This window comes from Pseudomonas chlororaphis (assembly GCF_001921865.1).
GTDB classification, from domain to species: Bacteria; Pseudomonadota; Gammaproteobacteria; order Pseudomonadales; family Pseudomonadaceae; genus Aquipseudomonas; species Aquipseudomonas chlororaphis_D.
This window is the reverse complement of the sequence record NZ_MSCT01000008.1, coordinates 521200-546353: the sequence shown is the minus strand read 5'-3', so window position 1 is coordinate 546353 and position 25154 is coordinate 521200. Positions and strand designations below refer to the sequence as shown.

Annotated in this window: 19 protein-coding genes and 1 tRNA gene; 11 read left to right on the top strand and 9 right to left on the bottom strand. The window is 59.2% G+C overall.

Features of this window, described 5'->3' with window-relative positions; all coding sequences use genetic code 11:
• Nucleotides 1-32 precede the first annotated feature (32 nt).
• Nucleotides 33-1523 (top strand): MDR family MFS transporter, encoded by a 1491-nt coding sequence (locus BTN82_RS09765; RefSeq protein WP_186828377.1) that lies wholly within the window; start codon nt 33-35, stop codon nt 1521-1523.
• Between the two features lie 3 nt (nt 1524-1526).
• Here BTN82_RS09765 and uvrB read toward each other — a convergent pair whose 3' ends face one another.
• On the bottom strand, nt 1527-3542 hold the full coding sequence (uvrB, locus tag BTN82_RS09760) for an excinuclease ABC subunit UvrB (RefSeq protein WP_075118922.1): 2016 nt from the start codon (nt 3540-3542) through the stop codon (nt 1527-1529).
• Nucleotides 3543-3877: 335 nt separating this feature from the next.
• Here uvrB and BTN82_RS09755 point away from each other — a divergent pair, with 335 nt between their 5' ends.
• The 4 genes from BTN82_RS09755 (at nt 3878) to BTN82_RS09740 (ending at nt 7314) form a co-directional block, all read left to right on the top strand.
• Entirely contained in the window at nt 3878-5074 is a 1197-nt protein-coding gene (locus BTN82_RS09755; RefSeq protein WP_075118921.1) for an amino acid aminotransferase, read from the top strand.
• Between the two features lie 145 nt (nt 5075-5219).
• The gene (locus BTN82_RS09750) at nt 5220-5414 is read left to right on the top strand and encodes a hypothetical protein (protein WP_075118920.1); all 195 of its coding nucleotides are present in this window, start codon (nt 5220-5222) and stop codon (nt 5412-5414) included.
• Between the two features lie 102 nt (nt 5415-5516).
• Nucleotides 5517-5592: transfer RNA gene (locus BTN82_RS09745), tRNA-Asn, on the top strand.
• Nucleotides 5593-6156: 564 nt separating this feature from the next.
• Nucleotides 6157-7314, top strand: coding sequence for an MFS transporter (locus BTN82_RS09740; RefSeq protein WP_075118919.1), 1158 nt, complete (start codon nt 6157-6159; stop codon nt 7312-7314).
• 50 nt (nt 7315-7364) lie between these two features.
• Here BTN82_RS09740 and BTN82_RS09735 read toward each other — a convergent pair whose 3' ends face one another.
• On the bottom strand, nt 7365-8903 hold the full coding sequence (locus tag BTN82_RS09735; RefSeq protein WP_075118918.1) for a nucleobase:cation symporter-2 family protein: 1539 nt from the start codon (nt 8901-8903) through the stop codon (nt 7365-7367).
• Between the two features lie 227 nt (nt 8904-9130).
• Between BTN82_RS09735 and BTN82_RS09730 the strand changes: the two genes are divergently transcribed.
• The gene (locus BTN82_RS09730) at nt 9131-9553 is read left to right on the top strand and encodes a hypothetical protein (RefSeq protein ID WP_075118917.1); all 423 of its coding nucleotides are present in this window, start codon (nt 9131-9133) and stop codon (nt 9551-9553) included.
• A 91-nt stretch (nt 9554-9644) separates the two neighbouring features.
• Nucleotides 9645-10067: a DUF4952 domain-containing protein gene (locus BTN82_RS09725; RefSeq protein ID WP_075118916.1), complete on the top strand. Its 423-nt coding sequence runs from the start codon at nt 9645-9647 to the stop codon at nt 10065-10067.
• Between the two features lie 12 nt (nt 10068-10079).
• Here the strand turns inward: BTN82_RS09725 and BTN82_RS09720 are convergent, their stop codons facing one another.
• Nucleotides 10080-10916 carry an arylamine N-acetyltransferase family protein gene (locus BTN82_RS09720; protein WP_075118915.1) on the bottom strand — a complete coding sequence of 279 codons (837 nt, stop codon included), beginning with the start codon at nt 10914-10916 and terminating at the stop codon, nt 10080-10082.
• A 188-nt stretch (nt 10917-11104) separates the two neighbouring features.
• Here BTN82_RS09720 and BTN82_RS09715 point away from each other — a divergent pair, with 188 nt between their 5' ends.
• Nucleotides 11105-11683, top strand: coding sequence for a GNAT family N-acetyltransferase (locus BTN82_RS09715; RefSeq protein WP_075118914.1), 579 nt, complete (start codon nt 11105-11107; stop codon nt 11681-11683).
• Between the two features lie 27 nt (nt 11684-11710).
• On the opposite strand, the gene BTN82_RS09710 is transcribed toward BTN82_RS09715, so the two are convergent.
• Nucleotides 11711-13273, bottom strand: a complete 1563-nt coding sequence (locus BTN82_RS09710) for a sensor domain-containing diguanylate cyclase (RefSeq protein ID WP_075118913.1) — start codon at nt 13271-13273, stop codon at nt 11711-11713.
• A gap of 265 nt (nt 13274-13538) precedes the next feature.
• Here BTN82_RS09710 and BTN82_RS09705 point away from each other — a divergent pair, with 265 nt between their 5' ends.
• Nucleotides 13539-14027, top strand: a complete 489-nt coding sequence (locus tag BTN82_RS09705) for a hypothetical protein (RefSeq protein WP_075118912.1) — start codon at nt 13539-13541, stop codon at nt 14025-14027.
• Nucleotides 14028-14098: 71 nt separating this feature from the next.
• Here BTN82_RS09705 and BTN82_RS09700 read toward each other — a convergent pair whose 3' ends face one another.
• Nucleotides 14099-14956: a LysR substrate-binding domain-containing protein gene (locus tag BTN82_RS09700; RefSeq protein WP_075118911.1), complete on the bottom strand. Its 858-nt coding sequence runs from the start codon at nt 14954-14956 to the stop codon at nt 14099-14101.
• 95 nt (nt 14957-15051) lie between these two features.
• Here BTN82_RS09700 and BTN82_RS09695 point away from each other — a divergent pair, with 95 nt between their 5' ends.
• Nucleotides 15052-15690 carry an FMN-dependent NADH-azoreductase gene (locus tag BTN82_RS09695; RefSeq protein ID WP_075118910.1) on the top strand — a complete coding sequence of 213 codons (639 nt, stop codon included), beginning with the start codon at nt 15052-15054 and terminating at the stop codon, nt 15688-15690.
• 373 nt (nt 15691-16063) lie between these two features.
• Here the strand turns inward: BTN82_RS09695 and BTN82_RS09690 are convergent, their stop codons facing one another.
• Complete coding sequence (locus BTN82_RS09690; RefSeq protein WP_075118909.1) at nt 16064-16642, bottom strand: hypothetical protein; 579 nt, start codon at nt 16640-16642, stop codon at nt 16064-16066.
• 722 nt (nt 16643-17364) lie between these two features.
• Here BTN82_RS09690 and BTN82_RS30655 point away from each other — a divergent pair.
• Nucleotides 17365-22737 (top strand): autotransporter outer membrane beta-barrel domain-containing protein, encoded by a 5373-nt coding sequence (locus BTN82_RS30655; RefSeq protein WP_081375434.1) that lies wholly within the window; start codon nt 17365-17367, stop codon nt 22735-22737.
• A 224-nt stretch (nt 22738-22961) separates the two neighbouring features.
• Here the strand turns inward: BTN82_RS30655 and BTN82_RS31310 are convergent, their stop codons facing one another.
• From BTN82_RS31310 to BTN82_RS09670, 3 genes are read right to left on the bottom strand one after another with little or no spacing between them, the layout of a single operon-like run.
• Nucleotides 22962-23510, bottom strand: a complete 549-nt coding sequence (locus BTN82_RS31310; protein WP_075118907.1) for a lysis protein — start codon at nt 23508-23510, stop codon at nt 22962-22964.
• Nucleotides 23510-24061: a glycoside hydrolase family 19 protein gene (locus tag BTN82_RS09675; RefSeq protein WP_075118906.1), complete on the bottom strand. Its 552-nt coding sequence runs from the start codon at nt 24059-24061 to the stop codon at nt 23510-23512. The genes BTN82_RS31310 and BTN82_RS09675 overlap by 1 nt, the downstream gene beginning before the upstream one ends.
• 23 nt (nt 24062-24084) lie before the next feature.
• On the bottom strand, nt 24085-25137 hold the full coding sequence (locus BTN82_RS09670; protein ID WP_075118905.1) for a phage late control D family protein: 1053 nt from the start codon (nt 25135-25137) through the stop codon (nt 24085-24087).
• Between the last annotated feature and the right edge of the window lie 17 nt (nt 25138-25154).

The following is a 25154-nucleotide window of genomic DNA, read 5'->3' as shown; positions in this document are numbered from 1 at the left end:
TGGGCGAGCCCACCCGGCGCGACTGGATCGCGGTGATGAGCGTGATGCTGGGCGCCTTCATGGCGGTGCTCGACATCCAGATCACCAACTCCTCGCTCAAGGATATCCAGGGCGCGCTATCGGCGACCCTCGAGGAAGGCTCGTGGATTTCCACCTCCTATCTGGTGGCGGAGATCATCATGATTCCCCTTACCGCCTGGTTGGTGCAGCTGTTGTCGGCCCGGCGCCTGGCGGTCTGGGTCTCGGCGGGCTTCCTGATTGCCTCCCTGCTCTGCTCCATGGCCTGGAGCCTGGAAAGCATGATCGTGTTCCGTGCCCTGCAAGGCTTTACCGGCGGCGCGCTGATCCCCCTGGCGTTCACCCTGACCCTGATCAAACTGCCCGAGCACCATCGCGCCAAGGGCATGGCCATGTTCGCCATGACCGCGACCTTCGCCCCCTCCATCGGCCCGACCCTGGGCGGCTGGCTCACCGAGAACTGGGGCTGGGAATACATCTTCTACATCAACATTCCGCCCGGCCTGATCATGATCGCCGGCCTGCTCTATGGCCTGGAGAAGAAGGAGGCGCATTGGGAGCTGCTGAAAAGCACCGATTACACCGGGATTCTCACCCTGGGTATCGGCCTGGGCTGCCTGCAGGTGTTTCTTGAAGAAGGCCACCGCAAGGACTGGCTGGAATCGAACCTGATCGTCAGCCTGGGCAGCATCGCCCTGCTGAGCCTGATCACCTTTGTCATCGTCCAGGTGTCCAAGCCCAATCCGCTGATCAACCTGGGTATCCTGCGCAACCGCAACTTCGGCCTGTCGAGCATTTCCAGCCTGGGGATGGGCGTCGGGCTGTATGGCTCCATCTATCTGCTGCCGCTGTACCTGGCGCAGATCCAGAACTACAACGCCTTGCAGATCGGCGAAGTGATCATGTGGATGGGCGTACCGCAGCTGTTCCTGATTCCGCTGGTGCCGAAACTGATGCAGTTCGTCTCACCCAAATGGCTGTGCACCCTGGGCTTTGGGCTGTTCGGGCTGGCGAGCTTTTCGTCGGGGGTGCTCAACCCGGATTTCGCCGGGCCGCAGTTCAATCAGATCCAGATCATCCGCGCCCTCGGGCAACCGCTGATCATGGTCACCATCTCGCTGATCGCCACCGCCTACATCCTGCCCCAGGACGCCGGCTCGGCCTCCAGCCTGTTCAACATCCTGCGCAACCTCGGCGGCGCGATCGGCATCGCCCTGCTGGCGACGCTGCTGGACGCACGGACCAAGACCTACTTCGACTACCTGCGCGAATCCATCGTGCCGAGCAATCCGCAAGTGGCCGAACGCCTGGCGAACCTGGCCGAGAAGTTCGGCAGCGACACCGCCGCCCTCGGCAAACTCAGCGAAATCACCCACCAGCAGGCGCTGATCATGGCCTACAACGATGCCTTTCATTTTGTCGGAATCGCGCTGGGCATCAGCATGCTGGCGATTCTGCTGACCAAGGCGCTGCCGGCCGGGATCAAGGCCGGCGAAACCCACTGACGGTCAAACGGTCAGCAAACGCTCGCGCAGCTTGGCGATTTCGTCGCGCATCTGCGCCGCGGCTTCGAACTCCAGGTCGCGGGCCAGTTGGTACATCTTCTCTTCGAGCTGGCGAATGCGCTTGGTGATCTCGCTGGGCGAGCGCAACTCGTTTTCGTAGCGGGCATTTTCCTCGGCGGCCTTGGCCATGCCCTTGCGCTTCTTGCTGCGCGAACCCGGCACGGTGGCACCTTCCATGATGTCGGTGATGTCCTTGACCACACCTTTGGGCGTGATGCCATTGGCCTGGTTGAAAGCGATCTGCTTGTCGCGGCGCCGTTCGGTCTCGCCGATCGCCCGCTCCATGGAGCCGGTGATACGGTCGGCGTAGAGAATCGCCCGGCCGTTGAGGTTACGCGCGGCGCGGCCGATGGTCTGGATCAGCGAGCGCTCGGAACGCAGGAAGCCTTCCTTGTCCGCGTCGAGAATCGCCACCAGCGACACTTCCGGCATATCCAGGCCTTCGCGCAGCAGGTTGATCCCCACCAACACGTCGAAGGTGCCCAGGCGCAGATCGCGGATGATCTCGACCCGCTCCACGGTGTCGATGTCCGAGTGCAGATAGCGCACGCGCACGCCGTGGTCGGCGAGGTAGTCGGTCAAGTCTTCGGCCATGCGCTTGGTCAGGGTGGTCACCAGCACCCGTTCTTCCTGGGCGACGCGCTTGGTGATTTCCGACAGCAAGTCGTCGACCTGAGTCAGGGCCGGACGCACTTCCACCTGCGGGTCGACCAGGCCGGTAGGCCGCACCACCTGCTCGACCACGCGGCCGGCATGTTCGGCTTCGTAGTTGCCCGGAGTGGCCGAGACGAAGATGGTCTGCGGGCTGACCCCTTCCCACTCGTCGAAACGCATTGGCCGGTTGTCCAGCGCCGACGGCAGGCGGAAGCCGTACTCCACCAGGGTTTCCTTGCGCGAGCGGTCGCCTTTGTACATGGCGCCGACCTGCGGCACGCTGACGTGGGACTCGTCGATCACCAGCAAGGCATCCGCCGGCAGGTAGTCATACAAGGTCGGCGGCGCCGCCCCGGCAGGACGCCCGGAGAGATAGCGCGAGTAGTTTTCGATACCGTTGCAATACCCCAGCTCGAGGATCATCTCCAGGTCGAAACGGGTGCGCTGCTCCAGGCGCTGGGCCTCCACCAGCTTGTTGTTGCTGCGCAGGTATTCCAGGCGCTCCTGCAGCTCGACCTTGATCCCCTCGATGGCGTCCAGCAGGGTTTCCCGCGGCGTCACGTAGTGGCTCTTGGGGTAGAAGGTGAAACGCGGCAGCTTGCGGATGACCTCGCCGGTCAGTGGGTCGAAGGCGGAAATGCTTTCCACCTCGTCGTCGAACAGCTCGATGCGGATCGCTTCCAGGTCGGATTCCGCCGGGTAGATATCGATCACATCGCCGCGCACGCGGAAGGTCGCACGGGCAAAATCCATGTCGTTGCGGGTGTATTGCAGGTCGGCCAGACGGCGCAGCAAAGCGCGCTGGTCGAGCTTGTCGCCCCGATCGACGTGCAACACCATCTTCAGATAGGTTTCCGGACTGCCCAGGCCATAGATGCAAGACACCGTGGTGACGATGATCGCGTCCTTGCGCTCCAGCAGCGCCTTGGTCGCCGACAGGCGCATCTGCTCGATGTGGTCGTTGATCGAGGCATCCTTCTCGATAAAGGTGTCGGACGACGGCACATAGGCTTCCGGCTGGTAGTAGTCGTAGTAGGAAACGAAATACTCCACCGCATTGTTCGGGAAGAACGCCTTGAACTCGCCGTACAGCTGCGCCGCCAGGGTCTTGTTCGGCGCCAACACCAGCGTCGGGCGCTGCACCTGGGCAATCACGTTGGCGATGCTGAAGGTCTTGCCCGAACCCGTCACGCCGAGCAGCGTCTGGTGCGCCAGCCCGGCCTCGATACCCTCAACCATCAGGCGGATGGCCTCCGGCTGGTCGCCGGCGGGCTGGAAGCGGGTGACGAGCTGAAATTCAGACATAACGTACCTCTGGATTCACTCCGGCACGAGGCTGTCGCACAGGAACGAGAAAGACCGCAAACGACGAGTGTCGCTAGGAAAATACTGGAATGCGCTAGATGTGGAGGCAAATTCCACAGCTTTCAAGGTAAAGGTCTTAACCCCCTCTAAGACTTTGACGTTGCAATAAGACTAACGGTCGAAAAATAAACCGAAAAACTTGCCGGAAAAGCCTCTTCCCCTGTCGCCGCGCACAGTGATGGCCTCTATACTAGCTCCCCGTTTGTGCACCGCTCTAGTGCATTCGGCTGGAGCGCTACACGTCCCTCCACACTCCATTCAGAGCCGCCGCAATAATGAGCCTGTTCTCCGCTGTCGAAATGGCACCACGCGATCCAATCCTGGGCCTCAACGAAGCATTCAACGCCGATACCCGTACCAACAAGGTCAACCTGGGGGTCGGTGTTTATTGCAACGAGGAGGGGCGAATTCCACTCCTGCGCGCCGTTGTCGAAGCCGAGACGATTCGCGCCGCTCAACATGCCTCCCGTGGCTACCTGCCGATCGACGGTATCGCCGCCTACGACCAGGCCGTGCAGAAGCTGTTGTTCGGCAACGACTCGCCATTGCTGGCCGCCGGCCGCGTGGTCACCACCCAGGCCGTGGGCGGTACCGGCGCACTGAAGATCGGCGCCGACTTCCTCAAGCAACTGCTGCCTGATGCCGTCGTGGCCATCAGCGATCCAAGCTGGGAAAACCACCGCGCGCTGTTCGAAACCACCGGTTTCCCGGTGCAGAACTACCGCTACTACGACGCCGCCACCCACGACGTGAACCGCGCCGGCCTGCTGGAAGACCTGAATGCCTTGCCAGCCCGGTCGATCGTGGTGCTGCACGCCTGCTGCCACAACCCGACCGGTGTCGACCTGAGCCCTGAGGACTGGAACAACGTCCTGCAGGTGATCAAGGCGAAAAATCTCGTACCGTTCCTCGACATGGCCTACCAGGGCTTCGGCGACGGCATCGCCGAAGACGCCGCCGCCGTGCGCCTGTTCGCCGAGTCGGGCCTGACTTTCTTCGTTTCCAGCTCGTTCTCCAAGTCGTTCTCGCTGTACGGCGAGCGCGTGGGCGCCCTGTCGATCGTCAGCGAATCGAAAGAAGAAAGCGCGCGCGTGCTGTCGCAAGTCAAACGCGTGATCCGCACCAACTACTCCAACCCGCCGACCCACGGCGCCAGCATCGTCGCCGCCGTGCTGAACAGCCCGGAACTGCGTGCACAGTGGGAGGCCGAGCTGGCCGAAATGCGCCTGCGTATCCGCGGCATGCGCCTGCAGATGGTCGACCTGCTGGCCAAGGGCGCGCCACAGCACGACTTCAGTTTCGTCGCCCGCCAGCGCGGCATGTTCTCCTACTCCGGCCTGACCGTTGAACAAGTGACGCGCCTGCGCAACGAGTTCGGCATCTACGCCCTGGACACCGGCCGTATCTGCGTGGCCGCGCTGAACCAGAACAACATCGATGTTGTGACCAAGGCCATCATCCAGGTGATCTGAAGCCCACGCGGTGAATGAAAGGGGGAAGCCTGCAGGCTTCCCCCTTTTTTGTGCTTCGCCTTTGAAATCCCAGTGTCGGGACGGACTTTATCGAGAGCCCGCTCGCTCCTACACTGGACTCAGCCTTCCCTATCGAGAACTTCCCATGAGACACGACGACTTGCGCGCCGACCGCGACGAACTGGAGCACTTTCCCCGCCCGCAGAAACGCGAAAAGAACCTGGTCCTGCAAATTGCCCTCGGGGTGTTTCTCGGCGGCCTGGCCCTGTGGCTGGTGCAACTGGCGGCTACCTCGCTGGCGGCGAAGTTCATGCTGGGCACCTTTACCTTCGGCGGCTGAGTGCGCCAAGCGGCCCATTCACTCGAACGCTGGCGCTCAAGCCAGCGAAAATTTGCTTTCACTGCTTGACTTCTCCTTCTTAATCAGTAAGATACGCCGCATTCCGCGATAGCTCAGTTGGTAGAGCAAGTGACTGTTAATCACTGGGTCCCTGGTTCGAGTCCAGGTCGTGGAGCCATCTTTCTACACTGATTGGCCAGCAACATTTCCAGGAGCACCCTGCTCCCGCGGCGAATCGGTTTCGCGTCACCCTCCCCCAGAATTGCTTCAACGCATGCCAGATTGGCATGCGGATGCGCGTTTTCGTCCACCACAAACGCCTGCTGCGATCCGATTGCCTGACGCCAGTGCCTGCAGTAGGCTGTGCGCTTTCTCACGCCAGCCGTCCCGACTCATGTTTTTCCCTGCGCACACCGCTCACTCCTTTCTCTCGATAAGCCCATCGCAGCTCCTCGCGGTGGCGCAATCCGACTGCGCGATCAATCGTCGTCGCCGCAGCGTGCTGTTCGCCTTCACCTTCTCGCCCCACGCCTGACCCCACTCGTTGCGCCTGAACCCGGCGCGGACCTGATGCAACACCGGCCTCCATCTGCCGGGCATCGGGCCGCCAAAGGCTTTGCGCCGCAGACGCCTCGACTCGGCCCATGCCCGCATAAGCCGGGCCCGAGCCCTGCCCACGCAAAAGCGCCGCACCCCAGCAAATCGTCTTGAGCGCCCGATCCGTCGGGCGCAGGTGCCATCCATGAACAAAACCCTGTTGGCCGCGCTGATCCTCGGCATCTCGATTGTCGGCCTGAGCATCGGCTCCACCGTGCCGGTCATTGCCTTGCGCCTCTATCAGGCCGGTGCTTCGAATACACAGATCGGCATCATGTCGGCGCTGCCCGCCGCGGGCATGATGCTTTCGGCCTTTGTGGTGAACGGGTTGTGCCAGAAACTCAGCCGCCGACAGATCTACCTGCTGTGTTTCAGCCTGTGCGCCCTGAGCATCGCCGCCTTGGAAATGCCCGATATCGGCTTGACCGGCCTGGGGTTGGCACGGATCGTCATGGGGTTCGGCGCCGGGCTGATCATCATTCTGGGGGAAACCTGGGTCAACGAGATGGCCACCGATGCCATGCGCGGGCGGGTCATCGCGGTCTACACCACCTGCTTCACGGTATTCCAATTGATCGGGCCCGGCCTGGTAGCCCTGCTCGGCACCGAAGGGCCGGCGGTGATCGCCATTGTCAGCGCAGGCTATCTGCTGGCGATTGCCGTCGTCTGGTTGACCCTGCCGCGACAGCGCCCCGTTGCCGCGCACGCCGACAGCAAGAGTTTTTCAGTCCTGGGCTTTATCCGCGTGGCGCCGGCGTTGTGCGCGGGCATCCTGTTCTTCGCCTTCTTCGACACAGTGATTCTCTCGCTGTTTCCGGTCTACGCCGCGAGCCATGGCTACGCCATCAAACTCTCGGCGCTGATGGTCAGCATCATTCTGCTGGGAGACGCGGCGTTCCAGTTCCCCTTGGGCTGGCTGTCGGACAAGGCCGGGCGCGCGGCCATCTACCTGGGCTGTGGCGCGGTGTCGTTGGTGATCGGCCTGGGGCTGCCGCTGCTGATGGACCACCCGACACTGCTCTGGCCCAGCCTGGTGCTACTCGGCGCGGCGGCCGGCGGGGTATACACCCTGGCGATCATCCTGATCGGTCAGGAGTTCAGCGGACCCGACCTGGTCACGGCCAACGCCAGCGCGGGGTTGTTGTGGGGGATGGGTAGCCTGCTGGGACCACTGCTCAGCGGCGCGGCCATGAGCGGCGGCGCCCACGGCCTGCCCTTGACGCTGTCGGCGGCCGCTGCCGTGGTCGTGCTGTTTGCCTTGTCGCTGGTGCGCCAAGGGCTGCCAGACAAGGTCACGGACTAAACGCCAACCTGGGCGCATCGCGTCCAGGTTGGCGGCTCGCTCAGCCGGACCTAGACCTTGCTGGTCTCGACGGCGCCCGTGGCATGGGACGACGCCTGATGGACAGCTGACGAGTGCTCACCATGAGACGTATCCAGCACCGGAATCTCGTTGCCTTCCGCATCGTGCAGCTTGCCGCCGCTGAAGTAGTCGCCTTCACGCAGTGCCGCCAGGTCCTGGAAGCGCAGGGTCCGCTCGGAGGCCACGGCGAACACCGACTGCTGGTCCGAGTTGCCCAGGGTGAAGTGGTTGAAGGTCAGGTTCAGCACGATGGCCATGATCGCCGACGAGCTGATGCCGGAATGGAAAATCGTCGCGAACCAGCTCGGGAAATGGTCGTAGAAGGTCGGCGCGGCGATGGGAATCATGCCGAAGCCGATGGATGTGGCAACGATGATCAGGTTGACGTTGTTGCGGTAGTCGACCTTGGACAAGGTACGGATCCCGCTGGCCGCCACGGTGCCGAACAGCACGATACCGGCGCCGCCGAGCACCGAGGTCGGTACCGCGGCAATCACCCGGCCCATGAACGGCAGCAGGCCGAGGATCACCAGGAACACCCCGCCAGTGGCCACCACGTAGCGGCTCTTGATCCCGGTGACCGCCACCAACCCGACGTTCTGGGCGAAGGCGCTCTGGGTGAAGGAGCCGAAGATCGGCGCGATCATGCTCGACAGCATGTCGGCGCGCAGGCCGTTGCCCAGGCGCTTGGAGTCGACCTTGGTGTCGATGATCTCGCCCACCGCGAGAATGTCGGCCGAGGTTTCCACCAGGGTCACCATGACCACAATGCACATCGACAGGATGGCGGCGAAATGGAAGGTCGGCATGCCGAAGTGAAACGGTGTCGGGAAACCGAACATCGGCCCCTGGGTGACCATGGAGAAGTCAGCCATGCCCAGGAACACCGCGATGATCGTACCGACTACCATGGCCAGCAGGATCGACAGACGGGAGATGGTCGCGCTGCCGATCTTGCTCAGCAGCAGCACCAGCACCAGGGTGATCGCCGCCAGGCCGATATTGGCCATGCTGCCGAAGTTTTCCGCATGGCTGTTGCCGCCCATGGCCCAGCGCGCGGCCACTGGCATCAGCGTCAGGCCGATGGTCGTGATCACGATGCCCGTGACCAGCGGCGGAAAGAACTTGGTGATGCGCGAGAACACCGGAGTAATCAGCAAACCGATCAATGACGCGGCGATCACCGCCCCAAGAATCGACTGGAAGCCCCCTTCACCGCCGCTGCTGACGATCGCCACCATGGTCGCCACGCCCGAAAAGGACACGCCCTGGACCAGCGGCAGCTGACAACCGAAAAACGGCAGGCCGAGGGTTTGCAACAGCGTTGCCAGGCCGCCGGCGAACAACGACGCTGCGATCAACAGACCGATGTCCGCCGGTGCCAGGCCAGCCGCCTGGCCGACAATCAACGGCACCGCGACGATACCGCCGTACATGGTCAGAACATGTTGCAGGCCGTAAGCCATATTCGCGCCAAGACCCAGGTTTTCATCTTCGGGTCGTTGCGTTGAAACAGAGGGCGTTTTCATGGTTGGGGGGGTTCCCTGGTTTTTGTTATGGGCACACTGTATTCAACAGCAAAGACAAATGTCCACATGTTTGTATACACTTTTCAAGCCTTGTCTTTCCCTCATAAACTCACGGTATCCGCTAACACCCCCCTTCGTCCCTGGCCTTCCAAAAAACCGCTGATAGAATCCCCGCTTCAGGGCAACCCCACAGGCAACGCCCCCGATCAGCGCAGGGAAGCGATTGCATGAACCCTTTTGGATACACCTTTCGCCTTGCCTACGGCAGCTTCCGCACGGTCGTTGCCTTGCAGGGATTTGTCTTCGCGGTATTCGCCGCGTGCTTCGCCGACAACCTGTGGCAAGGGTTCTGGAGTGCCCTGGGGACATTCGCCCTGTTCGTCGCCGGCGGCGCGCTGTTCGGCTTTCTGCCCATGGCGCTGGTTTTTACCCCGCTGTACGCCCTGCTCAGCAGCAAAGGTCGCGCCAACTGGTTCAGCAGCCTGCTGCTGGGGCTGGCGATCGCTGGCCTGCTCTGCCTTCATCCGGGCCTGCGCTTGCTGATGCCGCTCTGGCTGCTGGACAGTGCATTGGTCGCCCTGCTGACTCACTGGATGCATTGCCGTCAGCTCAAGGATCGTGATGGCGACTACGAGGAAAGGCCCGTATGAGAGTCGAGATTCGCCAGATGGGAATTGTTGCCGCACGATCCCATGGGAACGTTGGCCAGCCAGGGACGGACGGCCAAGAAGGCGTCGTCACTTGAACAGATGCTTCTCGATCCTGCTCAGCCCTGCGTTGTTGCTATGGGCATCCAGCCTCTTGGCCGCTCCGGCCTGCGGTGACTTCCTGGCCCGGATCGGCCACAAACCGGCCTTCATCGAGTTTCTCGAATGCCACGCGGAACCCGAACTGCAGACCCGACCGCTGCGCGCCACCTATCGCCTGGCGGGACGCGATGCCCAAGCCGCCGAAACCTATCTCGCCCAGCAGTTCCAGATGCCGCCCCTGCGGCGCTCCTGCTGCATCTGGGAGGCGCCGCCGGGTTTCTACCGCGACCCGCGCAGCCAGCTGGGCTATCGGGTGTCCATGGGTTCGGCGCAGACCCTGGTCGATCGCCGCGACGCCTGGGCGGATATCGACTATTTCTACCTGACCCTCGACCTCGACACCGAGGAACCTTGAAGCCCGAACGGATCAGGCCGACTGCGCTACCGCGAGCAATTCGCCCAGCACTTCGCGCAAACGCGGATGCTGCGGCACGCGAATGGCGAATTCGTCCCGCAGCAGGGCAAGCAGCTCGTCGGGATCGGTGATCTGTCGCCGCTCGCTGTCCTGGCCCAGACGGTGCACCGCGTAGCTGCCGTTATTGAGGGTCCGGCGCAGGCCTTCGCCCATCAACGCAACTTTCAACTGGCCAAGAAACAGCGAGTCCTTGTGCGTCGAGACGAACCAGTTGCCCATCTCGTAATCCGCGGCTTCCTGGCGCTGCAAGTCGAACACATACATCGCCCGCCACTCCCCTGCGACCTTGGCACGCAGGGTGTAACTGCCCTCGCGCTCGGTGATGCGATACGGCTCGTGAGGCGTTGCCTGCTCGTCCTCGGTATCGAGCAACAGCGGCCCGGTAGGCACCATGCCGCCAAAGCCGACATCCGAGATATAGCGCTTGCCGTCCAGGGTCAGCAGCACCAGCCGATGGGTGCGCGCCGGCCAGGCATCTTCCGGCCCGCCCATCACCACCCGCCCGGTGATGCCCCGAGCCTCGTACCCCAGGTGCTGCAACAACACCAGGTACATCTGGTTGAGTTCGTAACAGTAGCCGCCGCGGCCGTCCTGCAGGACTTTGCGCTCCACCGAGGCCAGGTCGATCGGCACCGGCACGCGCAACAGGGTCGACAGACTTTCGAAGGCAAAGGTGCTGGTGTGGCGCAATTGCAGCTCGTGCAAGGTCGCCAGACTCGGCGACGGCGCACTGGAGTAACCGAGCCGTTGCAGGTAAAGCGCGAAGTTCATCAGGTGGGGCTGGCTCATGGGGTTGTCCTTATGCATGAGGAGGCGCGTATCGGCGCTATGTATACGTCAAAACAGCCCCCGGCCGGCAATTGATTTGGCCAATATCCCTGTTCAAAACAGCACGTTAATGGACCTTGCCAAGCCTTCGGCAACTGCCTGTAATAACCAGCCAAAACCTTTCTCCCCACACTGCCGGAAATCCTGCCATGGACCAACTGGAAGGCCCGAGAATTCTCCTGCGCCCGCTGCAACGCTGCGATGCCGACGCCCTGGTCAGCGCCGCCGAGGATGGCGAACTGTGGAACCTGCCATATACCGTGGTGCCGTCCCGCGCAACGGTGAACGATTATCTGCAAGTGGCCCTCAGTGGTCGCGAGGCCGGTACTGTCCTGCCCTTCGTCACGGTTCTCAAGGCCAGCAACGAGGTGATCGGCTGTACCCGCTTCTGGAAGATCGACCGCAAGAACCGCAAACTTGAAATCGGCAGCACCTGGATCGCCACACGCTGGCAGAAAACCTTCGTCAACACCGAAGCCAAGTACCTGATGCTGCGCCATGCCTTCGAGGTGCTCGAGTGCGTTCGAGTGCAATTCACCACCGACGAAATCAACCACAGATCGCGCCAGGCGATCCTGCGCCTGGGCGCGAAACAGGAAGGCATCGTGCGCCATGAGCGAATCATGCCGGATGGCCGCAAACGCAATTCCGTGCGCTTCAGCATCATCGACGACGAATGGCAGGCAGTGCGGCGCCAGCTCGAACACACGCTGGGTTACCCGGGCTGAGCGCCCGGATGCACTATCGCTCGCTTGTCAGCGATCCGAACGGACCAGCGGCTCGCAGATATTCTCGACGGCCACCTGGTTGCGCCCGGATTTCTTGGCCTGATACAACGCAGCATCGGCATGTTTGAGAAACGCTTCGGCACTGTCGCTCCCGCTCGGCACAAAGCAGTAGCAGCCCAGGCTGAGGGTGACGCGGCCGAAGGGTGAGCCGCTATGCGGGATGTTCTTTTCCATGACGCCGAGACGAATCTGCTCGGCCATGGCCAGCGCCCCTTGCATCTCGGTGTCGGGCAACAGGACCACGAATTCTTCGCCGCCATAACGCACCACCAGGTCGGCCTTGCGCTGGCAACAATCCCTCAACACCTGCGCCACCTCAGCCAGGCACCGGTCCCCCGCGACATGGCCGTAGGTGTCGTTGTAGCGCTTGAAAAAATCGATATCGAGCATGATCAAGCTCAACGGGCTCGCCTGCCGCCCTCCGCGTCCGAACTCGGTCTCCAGCGCCCGCTCGAACAAACGACGATTGGCCAGCCCGGTCAGGCTGTCATGGGTCGCGATCACCTCCAGCGCCTCCTGCGCTGCGCGCAAGTCGGCCTCGATACGCTCGCCATTGCGCACCTGATGCACGAAGACCCAACCGAACAGGCCGATCCCCAGCACGATCACGGCGACAATCGCGCTGGACTGGTAGGCTCTGGCGTACCAGTCCTTGAGGATCGCGTCCTTCGAACTCGCCACGCCGACCACCAGTGGATAAGCCTCCAACTGGCGATAGCCGTAGAGCCTGACTTTGTTGTCGACCAGCGAGCGAATCATCGCCGTGCCCGAAAGGGCCTGTGGCAAATATTTGCTGAAGATTTCCCCACGCGCCAGGGACGCTCCGATCTGCCGCTCCTCCAGCGGGCGCCGCGCCAGCAAGGTGCCGTCGGCGAGGGCGAGGAACATGGTGCCGCTGTCGTCGATGCTGAAGCTTTTGAAGAACTGGTCGAAATAAGCCAGCTTGATACCGGCCATCAGCACGCCTTCGAAATGGCCTTGCTTGTCGTTCAATCGCCGCGACAAGGGAATGATCCACTCACCGTTCCCCCGATTGCGGATCGCCGGACCGACATGGGCCTGCAAGGACGCATTCTGCTGATGGAAGCGGAAATAGTCGCGATTGATCACGCCGTCTCCAAGCGGCAACTGATCGGCCGAGGTGACAATCCAGTGCCCGTCCTGATCGAACAGGAACAAGCCGTGCAGCTGCTTGAGCGCCTGCGCCCGCTGCGCGAAGATTTTCTGCAAAAACGGTTTTTGCGCAGAGCCGTAACCATCCTTCTGAATCCAGTCGGCCAGGCTGGCCAGCACCAGATCGGCCTCGACGAAAGTGTCCTCGGCCTGCTGCGCCATGGCCCGGGCCAGGTTCGACGAAGCGACCTGCGCCCGCGCCATATCGTAGCGGTAAGACTGTGCCAACTGCAGGTAAAGCAGACCGCACAGGCACAGACAGACCATTGAAATAAACACGACCGCAGCCTTGAGCAGAGGAAGTCGTTTCAAGGCTCGATCGGAAGAATGGTCAGCATCGTGAATCGGGATAGGCAAAGCATCATCCTGGCAGGGTAAGGCATGCGATGCAGCCGGGCGCCGTTAGTGGGTAATCCTAAGAGGTAATACCGGACAATTCAGGGTGGCGCCTTCTGAAAATGTAGAGCATTTTTCTGATGTCCATCAGTGCTATATAAAAAACCCATCGCCACAATACAAGAGGCGTCGTTCACCAAACGGTCATGAATCGCTGGTCACCGTCCGCCCAGGTAAAGTACCTTCTGTCATCACACGTACCCTCACATCACGATAGGAAGTCGGAATGAGTAAGGTCGATGAGCTCGCCGCAAGGCTGAAACAAAAACAGGACAGCTGGGCCAAGGAAGACATCTCGGCAGACAAGGCCATCGAACTGTGGCCGACGCAGGTCTATGAGATGTACCACCAGATCGAGACCTGGCTGATCCCTCTGTCGGAGGTCGGACTGAGCATCCGGCGCGTGCCCACTCGCGTGTTCGAGAGCCACAGGTCCGGCGCCACCTTCAACTATGCCATCGACCAACTGCTGATCGAGGGCAACCACAAAAGCATTCTCCTCGACCCCATCGCCCGCTTCACCAGCGAAGGCTCGGGGCGCGTCGAAATCCATGGCATTGGCCCGCAAAGACACATGCTGCGCAACAGCGACGATCACGGCGAAGGGCATTGGCTGATCCAGGCAGCTCAAGCGTCCGCCAAAACCCGACCGGCTCCGCTGGCGCTCAACGAAGACGCCCTGCTGTCGGTGATCCAGGAAGGCCTGGAACTCTAGCCCTGGCCAACGCGGCTGCCCAACAGCGTTTGCGGCAGTCGCGCTGCAGCTTGAAACGGCCTCGCTCGCCGCTAGGTCCGTCGCGACGCGCAATACTCCACGACCACCTGGGACAGCCCCGCCACAACGCCATGATCAGCTTCGCCAGAGGTAAACAGTCGGAACTGCGCAGCAGGCAGCTCCGGCAAACCATGCTCCGGCCCCAGCGCCGCAAGCCCCTGCCCCAGTAGCCCGATCGCCATCGGCGCCACCGCGAACCCGGACAGGGCCGCAGCCTTCAAGCTTGCCGTGCTGGTACAGAGCATTGCCGTGCGCTGGGCGATTCCAGCCTGCGCCAGACACATCAACGCGGCCGCCCGATAGGGGCACGGTTCGGGAAACAGGGCCAATGGCAACGGTGCTGGCAATCGGCTCATGGCCTGTTGTTCGGAACAGCCCCAGACCAGCGGCTCTTGCCAGAGCAGCAGCCCCGCTCCGCTGGTGTCGCACAGCGAACCGATGACCAACTCGAGATCGCCCTGCTTCATGCGCTCGAGCAGCGTGCCGGGAATATTCACCTGAACGTCGATTTCCAGGCCCGGGTACTGCGCCGCGAACTCCCGCAAGGCCCGCAACAGACGCGGCTCGGCAAAGTCTTCGGCCATGCCGATCCGCACCCGACCGCGAAACGGCGAACGCGTCAGCTCCGCCCAGGCATCGCGATTCAAGGCGAGAATGGCTCGCGCATAAGCCATCAGCCGCTCGCCATCGGCGGTCAAATGCTGGGAACGCGTAGTCCGCGCGAGCAGCGGCTTGCCGACCTGCTCCTCCAGGCGCCGCAGATGACCGCTGACTGCGGACTGTGTCAGGTGCAGCCGTTCGGCTGCGCGACTGAAGCCCCCCTCATCCACCACCGCAACAAAAGTCTTGAGCAACAGAGCATCGAACATATGCTGTTTCGTGATCAATAAGCCGTTAATTCACAATTTATATTCTTTATATTGCTATGTTGCAATGCCCGGCACTCCCCATCCGAGATGCCGCCATGACTCGCCTACTGCACATTCAATGCTCCCCGCGCAAAGAGCGCTCCGCCTCGCAACAGGTCGCCCGCGGCTTTATCGACCGCTACCTGGCTCTCCACCCTCGCTGCGAAGTCAGTACCCTGGACCTCTGGAGCCTGGACCTGCCGGAATTCGACCAACACGCCATGGACGCCAAGTACGCCGGCCTGCAAGGCATCGCCCTTTCCCCCGCCCAGCAGGATGCCTGGCGTACCCTGGAAGCCCTTGCCGCGCCCCTGCACGACGCCGACCTGCTGGTGCTCTCGGTGCCGCTGTGGAACTACAGCATTCCCTACAAACTCAAGCACTTCATCGACCTGGTTTCACAGAAAGACCTCCTTTTCAGTTTCAGCGCCGAGCACGGCCTCCGTGGCCTATTGCAGAACAAGAGCGCTGTCGTCGCCTACGCCCGCGGCCTCGACTTCTCGCCGCAATCGGACACGCCGGCGCAGCGCTACGACTTCCAGAAGCCTTATGTCGAGGCCTGGCTGGGGTTTGTCGGCGTCAAGAATGTGCATGCGCTAATCGTGGAAAAGACCATCCTGGGGTACGAGGTGGATCAGCGAGCGCGACAAGAGGCGGTGAATCAGGCCCGGGAGTTGGCGGACAGGCTCGAATGATTCAAGCGCAGCGGAAACTCGACTGCCGATTGCGCCGTTGCACCCTTATGAAGAACGTGGACCTGAGGTCCGCGTTTTTTCCTGCACCCGCCACTCAAAGCCCCCTCATCCCACCGCCACGCGCGCGCCCAACCCCTGAACCCCATTCCTGATAAACTGCCCCTCCTTCGCCTCACCCATCCAGATTGCCCCATGCTCTTATCTCCTGTTTCAACTGCCTCGCCCACCCTCTCCCGCCGCTTCTCCGTGGCGCCGATGATGGATTGGACGCAGTATCTCGCTTGCCCCCTAGCCAGCTGAGACTACGCAACCTGGCGACCATCCTCTGTAGCAATTTTCTAGCTACCTTCTACGCCCACACTCGAAACGGTCATTATTCCCAGACTGGATCACCCGGCCCAACATCTCCTGGGAATTGCAAGCCCACGCTGCTGACAGAGTCGATAACCGAGCACACCAGATCGGTTATATGGGCACGGACTTGTTTTAGGTAGGAGACATCCATAGGAGTGTTGAAAACTCTCAGTTTTTTATCGACGAATAGAGGCAATGACTTGCCATCGGCATCCGGCACCTGCCAAGAACCATGGCACAAAACATTTCGTAACTGGGCTGCGCCGCGCAGGTCATCAATCAGTGTATTAGGATTAATAATCGGCTTCAGATGGTGGTCCCGAAGCGCCTTGCTGTAGGCATTGATGAGTCCACCGAGAGGATCAGACAGGGCCCGTTCAAGTTGGCTCTGCCATTTGCCGCAGGCTTCTTCCAACTCATCCTCAGCATGCTTACATGTCGCAGTAAGTGCGAAGATGGCCCGTCCCAATACTTGTTCTAAGAAACCGCATGTAGCTACGGTGCGACCCAGCTGCTCCCCAAAAATGCTGGTGTGTCGATGAGTTGGATAGTCACAAGGTAGGCTTTGCCGATCTAAACGAAATGGCTTGTCGCTCATGGTTTTTATCCGGCTTTATGGATAGGGACTCAAACCCCTTCATACACCCTACGGGCCGCTTAAGGCCCTAAAAGACAGCACTCTCCCCCCTTACCCCTGGCGTGCTGCAGCTAGTGGCGGCCCCGATTCTGCCCTAACGCCCCACCAGACTTCGCTGGGCTTGTGGTGTACCTGGTACTTCTTTCCTATCATCCGATATCGTTAACAACCAGCGGTCGTAAATCACGCTTAAGCCCCTGAGCCATTTCCTCCGTTTCACGTAGAAAACAGTCGAGACTGTACCGAGTATGCCAGCAGACCAGTCTGCAAAACCGATTGCCTCAGTTCCAGTGCACTTCTGAAGCTCGTCAAACCACAATGCCTGCTTGAAAGAATTTGAGCTAAGGCATTTTTTGCAGCGAACCCCGCTGGTTGTGAAGTGCTATTCAAGTCGTGGTTACTACGGCCACATGCAACCTGATCAGCGCGACGTGCGTAATGAGCGATCATTGGCTTTTTCCTAGCTAGCTCGTGTTCGCTTCCAGTCATTCGAGTTCCAGCGAATGACCATGATCTGTAGCGGTAGGACATAACAATATACGTGCTATAATTTTAGTCATTAAAAGAAAATTTTGCAGCGCAAATTTATTGGCAAAAACCCTCTTGAGGCTTCACAAAATACAGCCACACTGAGAACCGCGCTTACCGATAGAACTATCTCCATCATATAAGGCCTATACAGTATGACCTTGCCATGCGAAGAACACATAACTAAAGAGTTATTTACAAAAAGCAAACTTACCGTAGCATTAGCGCTCGCTTTTTCTTACAGCACTCAAGTACTGGCGGGCCTTCCAAGCGACCCATTTGGTACTTATGCTATCGCGGAGGCTGGCGATGCACTCAACATCACAGGCTCCTACGACGCTATTCTGGCACGTAATGGGGGCACTATAAGCTCTACCGGGGGCTTGATCCTCGGTGGATCCCCGATGTACGGAAACAACATTACAGCAACGGACTCGACTACACGCATCACTCTATCGAACGGAAAAATAGACTCGCAGGGCGATTTAGGAACTGGGGCTGTGAGTGCCCAGGCTGGCTCAAAGATCGAGCTTCACAACTTTACTATTGAATCCAGCGGGAGTAGTAAGACGGCGTTGCTGGCAACTCAAGCCAACACAGAAATTTTGTTTGACGGAGGGAATTACACGAGTAGCACCGCAGGTGACAGCCTCGCCACCAGCACTTACCAGGGTACTATTGAGCTTAACAATATCGTTTCGATAACTACGGGTGACAATAGCGGCCAAGTCTTCGCCGACAACGGCTCTCAGCTCAAGGTAAACGGCAGTAATTTCAGCACTAGTGGAAAGGAGGCAAATATTGCCTCCTCCAGTAGCGGCGGCACGATCACCATCACTGACACTCAAATGCTTACGGCGGGTGAGAGCTCTATTGGTCTTCTGGCCGATGGCATCGGCAGTACCATCCAAAATACCGGCGGCAGCATCACCACCACTGGAACAAACTCCCATGGAGCCCAAGCTCTAAATGGCGGCGCTGTTACCCTGTCGGGGACAACCTTACAAACCCAGGGCCTTGGCGCATTGGGCGTTTCCTCTCAAGGCACTGGCTCTACAGCCAACGTCACCGATAGCACCCTTTCTACTGCTAATGCCTCATCGGTAGTAGAGGCTCGGGATGCAGGCTCAATCACTCTGACCAATAGCCAAGTCAACGCCAGTGGCGTTGCAGGCAGTGGCCTGGTGGCAGTGGAAACAGGCTCTAATATCACCGTCAACGGCGGGGGCATCACTACCACAGGCGAGCAAGGGGCGGGGGCCTATGCCATCCGAGGCGGCTTAATTTCGCTGACAGATGCTCAGATCCTGACCCAAGGCGATAATAATGCGGCAGGGCTTGTGACTAACGAAGCAGGCTCTACGATTCAGATGTCTGGCGGCAGCATCACCACTGAGGGGGAAGGAAGCAGTGGCGCCTCTGCATTCGGCGCATCGTTTATAAAACTCGACAACACAACTGTACAGACCCAAGGCACAAGTTCTATTGGGGTTGCAAGCGGTTTAGGCGCCCAGTTGGAAAGTCTCAATAGTCGGGTTACAACGAACGGCCAGTACTCTCATGGCGCTTTGGTAACTGATAGTAGCAGTGTGCTTTTCTTAAGCAACACCACGATAAAAACCCTGGGCGAAAGTGCCAGGGGTGCCATTGCTCACAATGCCTCCTTGGTAAGTATCGGTGGCAGTATTTCCACCGCAGGGGGAAACGCTGCTGGTGTCTGGGCGACAACCGGCAGCGCGGTCACTTTGCAAAATACCCCAATCACAACGTCAGGTAACAACTCGATAGGACTGCTCGCAGAGGATGCAGGTACCAGCATTCAGAGTACCGGGGGCCAAATCACCACGACTGGTGTTCAGTCTCACGGTGCGCAAGCTCTAAACGGTGGCACTGTTACCTTGGCTGATACGACATTGCAAACCTCGGGCCTTGCTGCATTGGGCATTTCCTCCGAAGGCACCGGCTCGACAGTCACTGTTACCAATAGCACCCTTTCTACTGCTAATGCCTCATCGGTAGTAGAGGCTCGGGATGCAGGCTCAATCACTCTGACCAATAGCCAAGTCAACGCCAGTGGCGTTGCAGGCAGTGGCCTGGTGGCAGTGGAAACAGGCTCTAATATCACCGTCAATGGTGGAGGCATCACCACTACAGGCGAGCAAGGCGCCGGGGCCTATGCCATTAGAGGCGGGTCAATCTCGCTGACAAATACTCAGATCCTGACCCAGGGTGACAATAATGCAACAGGGCTAGTGACTAACGAAGCAGACTCCGCGATTCAGATGTCTGGCGGCAGCATCACCACTGGGGGTGAAGGAAGCAATGGCGCCTCTGCATTCGGCGCATCGTCTATAAAACTCGACAACACGACTGTACAGACCCAAGGCACAAGTTCTATTGGGGTTGCAAGCGGTTTAGGCGCCCAGTTGGAAAGTCTCAACAGCCAAATCATAACGAATGGCCAGTACGCTCATGGTGCCTTGGTCACTGATAGCGGTGTGCTTTCCTTAACGGGTACCACTGTAAAAACCCTGGGCGAGAGTGCAATGGGGGCCATTGCTCACAATGCCTCCTTGGTAAGTATCGGTGGCAGTATTTCCACCGCAGGGGGAAACGCTGCTGGTGTCTGGGCGACAACCGGCAGCGCGGTCACTTTGCAAAATACCCCAATCACAACGTCAGGTAACAACTCGATAGGACTGCTCGCAGAGGATGCAGGTACCAGCATTCAGAGTACCGGGGGCCAAATCACCACGACTGGTGTTCAGTCTCACGGTGCGCAAGCTCTAAACGGTGGCACTGTTACCTTGGCTGATACGACATTGCAAACCTCGGGCCTTGCTGCATTGGGCATTTCCTCCGAAGGCACCGGCTCGACAGTCACTGTTACCAATAGCACCCTTTCTACTGCTAATGCCTCATCGGTAGTAGAGGCTCGGGATGCAGGCTCAATCACTCTGACCAATAGCCAAGTCAACGCCAGTGGCGTTGCAGGCAGTGGCCTGGTGGCAGTGGAAACAGGCTCTAATATCACCGTCAATGGTGGAGGCATCACCACTACAGGCGAGCAAGGCGCCGGGGCCTATGCCATTAGAGGCGGGTCAATCTCGCTGACAAATACTCAGATCCTGACCCAGGGTGACAATAATGCAACAGGGCTAGTGACTAACGAAGCAGACTCCGCGATTCAGATGTCTGGCGGCAGCATCACCACTGGGGGTGAAGGAAGCAATGGCGCCTCTGCATTCGGCGCATCGTCTATAAAACTCGACAACACGACTGTACAGACCCAAGGCACAAGTTCTATTGGGGTTGCAAGCGGTTTAGGCGCCCAGTTGGAAAGTCTCAACAGCCAAATCATAACGAATGGCCAGTACGCTCATGGTGCCTTGGTCACTGATAGCGGTGTGCTTTCCTTAACGGGTACCACTGTAAAAACCCTGGGCGAGAGTGCAATGGGGGCCATTGCTCACAATGCCTCCTTGCTAAGCAGCGGCGGCAGTTTGTCTACCAGCGGTAACAATGCTAACGGTGTATGGGCTACGACCGGCAGTACAGTGAACTTGCAGGGTACGACAATTACCACTTCGGGAAATAACTCGATAGGACTGCTCGCAGAGGATGCTGGCACCAACATTCAGAGTACCGGGGGCCAAATCGCTACAACTGGAGAGACGTCCTATTCCGTTCAAGCTAAGAAAGGTGGGACGGTAAGTTTGGATAATGTTACAGCCTCAACGACAGGCGACAACACCCATGTACTGACCACTATTGATGGCGGTAACATCGCAGTACACACAGGTTCATTGGTCACTACAGGCGCGAACAGCTCAGCTCTGCTGGCTACAGCAGCTGACACTTCATCAGTGAGCAATGTTGTTCTGTCTAATACACAAGTCAGCAGTGCAGCGGAGGCATTTCGTGTCGACGGGGCACGTCTAAATCTGACGTTAAATTCTACTTCCGTTACAACCGGCAGTGGAGTTCTCCTCAATTCGATGACCGACACTTCCTCTCAAGGAGCCATAACACAACTCAACCTCATAAACAGCCAACTATCGGGTGATATAAATTCAGACTCAATGAGTAAAACGTCCGTGAGCCTAGCTCAAAATACACTCCTCACAGGTACTATCCGACAAGGTAGCGGTGTCACCATTGACGCTAGTAGTCATTGGAACATGACCGGGAGCTCATCCATCGGAGCACTCAACCATTTAGGCACTGTTGTATTTGAAAATACACCCGGATTTAAAACCTTGACTCTCGCGGGGGACCTCACAGGCCGCGGGCAATTTCAGATGAATACTGATCTCTCAGTCCATCAAGGGGACTTGCTGGTCATACAAGGTCAGGCGAACGGCGACCATACACTTATAATTGCTGATACCGGAAAGGAACCAGACCAAAGTGGTGGTCACTTGACAATGGTCAATACCCAAGGAGGTAGCGGTCAATTCACGCTCTTCGGCGGACACGTCGATGCAGGGGCATTTCGATATTCCCTTGAGCGCGAAGGCAACAACTGGGCCCTCGTTAATCCAGATATAGGCCCCCAACCATGCGAGGTTGACAACTCCTGCCCGCCAGTTGATCCAGAACCAAAACCTGAAGATTTAAGTAAGGGCTCAAACGCTGCTGTCTCCATGCAAACCGCACGTGCAGCCTTATGGAACGCCGAAACCGATGCCCTGATACAGCGACTCGGAGATTTGCGTCTGAGTCACGACCAAGGTGGTTTGTGGATACGTGCCATGGACACCCGCTACAAGTTTGATACTGATACTAGTCGACCCTTCAATCAAAATATCCATGGATTGCAGATTGGTGCAGATAAGGCTATCAGCGTTGAATTAGGGAAAGTTTATCTCGGCGGATTTGTAGGCGTAGGTGAGTCCCGTCAAGACTTCGGTGAGGGTGCGAAGGGTAAGATTGACAGTAAGACAGTCGGCGCCTACGCAACCTATCTACATGACAATGGTATATATGTGGACACAGTGGCAAAGTTCAGCCGTTACGACAACGACGTGAAGATGCCAAACAATCTCGGAAACAAGGTGAAAGGCTCTTTCGATAACAATGCTTATGGCGTCAGTGTTGAGGTTGGCAAGCGCTTTAATCTGGTCCAAGGCTGGTTCGTCGAGCCTCAAATACAGCTTTCCTCTGGCAGACTCCAAGGCGGGCGTTATTCCTCCTCCGATGGCTTACAGGTAAAGGCTGATGCCATAGACACTCTGCAGAGTCGAGCAGGCGGATTACTGGGCAACACAATCAAACTTAATAATGCCATGACGGTTCAACCTTACATAAAAGCTTCGTGGGTCACTGAACACCGTGGAGACAGCGAAGTTCGCATCAATGATGTGAAGCTAAAAGCTGAACTTCCCGGAAACCGTGGGGAAGCTGGATTTGGTGCTATTTTACAGCTTGGTAGTCAGCACAAGCTTTCGTTGGATGCTGAATACGCCAAAGGAAGCGGGATAGAGCAGCCATGGGCAGTAAACCTGGGCTACCGCTTTGCTATGTAGCCTAAAAATCAATTCAGCTATGTACATAGCCGAAAGACCTTCGACTTTTTTCAAAAGAACGCGACTCTCAAAGGTAACAATATTAAAAAGCGGAAAATTTATTATAGAAAACCTTCTTTATTGAGATAATTATGGGATATGGCGTTGGTTATGCGATATCCCATTTCCAAAAACAATCTGGGGAAGGAGACTAACTTGAAGTTTTTACATACCCCCTTCTCTACTTACTCCCGTGTAGAAACTTCTTTTGCATAAACCTGACAGGCCTTCAACGCGATCAGTCCTCGATCGCCTTCGTCCGTGATGGCGATAACTCTTCGAGCATGCGCTGGGTCAAGTTGGACACGTACGGCTCCATCCACCACGCCTGCGGTGCCGGCGGGCGCTCGCACCCCACCGTCACAATTCGAGGCGGCAACGGATCCGGCGTCGAGTAGGACTGACAACCGCAGATCAGCAGTAGCCAGCCGGTCGCGCAGGCGAACCTGAGCTTGTTGAGCATCGTTCATCTCCTTCCAGTGGGTTTGGTCCTGCACCTGCAGGCGGTCTTCCAGGGCGCGCCGGGCCTTTTGCTGTTCCTCGAGCTGGCCAAGCGCTGCCACCGCGGCGCCCTCCCGCTCTCGGCTGTGCGCCAGGCCTTTCGCCTCGAGCTGCAGCTCATACCCGGCTGCCTGCCTTTTCAGTTCTTCGGCCTGCCACCACCAGGCGAGGCGCGCACCAGCTGCAGCGCCGAGCACCAGGGCGAGCAGCGCCAATCGCGTTCCCAGGGACATCACATCAGCACCTGCTCGGCACGCTTGTAGATCGCCAGACGATCATCCAGCCCATTGAGCCCACCATTGATCCGTCGGGTGATGGCCTCGAACGCCGACGGCCCCTTGTCGGCCAGCGAGTTGAGGCCGGCCAGGTGCCAGAACCAGCCGGCCGAGTCGGCAGCATGTTCCGGCCGCTCGAGCAACTCGGGATGGTTGAGCAGATCGAGGCCCAGTGCTTCGCCGCAACGTTGGTAGTTGGCACGTCCGGTCACCTGGATCAGGCCACGGCCGCGATACTTTTGGCCGTCGCCGTCGGCCACGGGCGTGTTGCCCAACTGCGCAGCGAGCTTGCCGGTGTCGTACTTGGCCAGGTACTGATCGCCGCCCAGCTCGCGGACGTAGCGCAACTGACCAGACTCGTGGCCGACCTGGGCCAGAAACGCACGCTTACGCAGCGGGGTGACGATGCCCCACTTCACCATCGCCGCGTTCAGTACAGGAAGAAAAACGCCGGCTTGGGTGCCGGCGTTGGGGAGGATCAGTTGCAGTTGCTTGAGAGTGACAGTCATCTTAAATCTCCAGTAATGGCCGCTCAGGTCGGTTTCACGTCGACCACCTTCAGTGGCTTGTCGGATTTCTTTTTCTTGCCCTTGGCTTTCGCCTTGCCCTTCTTGCCGCCGTTGCACTCCACCGCGGTCGACCAGCCGGAGGCGTCAAAGCTCTGCTCGACGCTGTCGACCAGGTACTGGCCATCCAGCCCCTGCTTGAAACCCTGGGCGTTGATCAAGCGCTCGGCGAACAGATCGGTGCGCCCAGGCATCTGCAAGCGCACGCTGGCAGTGGTGCGGTTGAACGCGGCGAGCTTCGCTTTAGCCGCCTGTTCGGCTGCAGACTTGTTCGGGTAGATGTGTCGATCGGTGTGCACGCCCGGCAGCCCCGACGGGGCATCGTCATTACCCAACTCGACCACCTCCAGCTTCCCGGTCTTTTTGTCCTGATGCTGGGTCTTCACGGCCTTCTGTGCGCTGCGATCCCCAAGGCGGAACTGCCACCGACTCACGTCCGCCGGTGTGATAGTGATCACCCCAATGGCCTTGCCGCTGGCACTCTGGCTGGCTTCACGGGGCAGGACCAGCAGCTTGCCGTCTGCGACCTTCGCCGTGCAGTCGTACTGCCTGGCCAGGCGGGTGATGAAGTTGAAGTCCGACTCGTTACGTTGGTCGACGCGGTCGACCTTCGTCTGCACAGGACATACCGGTGTCCAGCCGTTACGGGCTGCGATGTCGCGAACAATCTGCGACAGCGGCACGCCCTCCCAGCTGCCACTGCGCGTGGTCTTGCCGCTGCCGCGCATGTCACTGGCCTTACCCCGGATGACCATCGTCTGTGGCGGCGCGGAGACCTCGATCTCGTCGACGGTGTACCGCCCAAGGCGAGCCAGCGCCTGGCCAACGTAACCCAGGTAGATCTCGATCCCCGCCCCCCGGGCCGGTAAAGCCACTGCGGCGGCACGATCATCGATCCGCAGCTCGAACTCGTCGGAGTCCATCCCTGGCTTGTCGGTTGTTCTCAGCAGCAACAACCGGTCATTGATCAGCGCCGTGATGTCCGCGCCATCAGCGACGATGCGAAAGGTGGGTTGCATAGGCACTCCAGAATGAA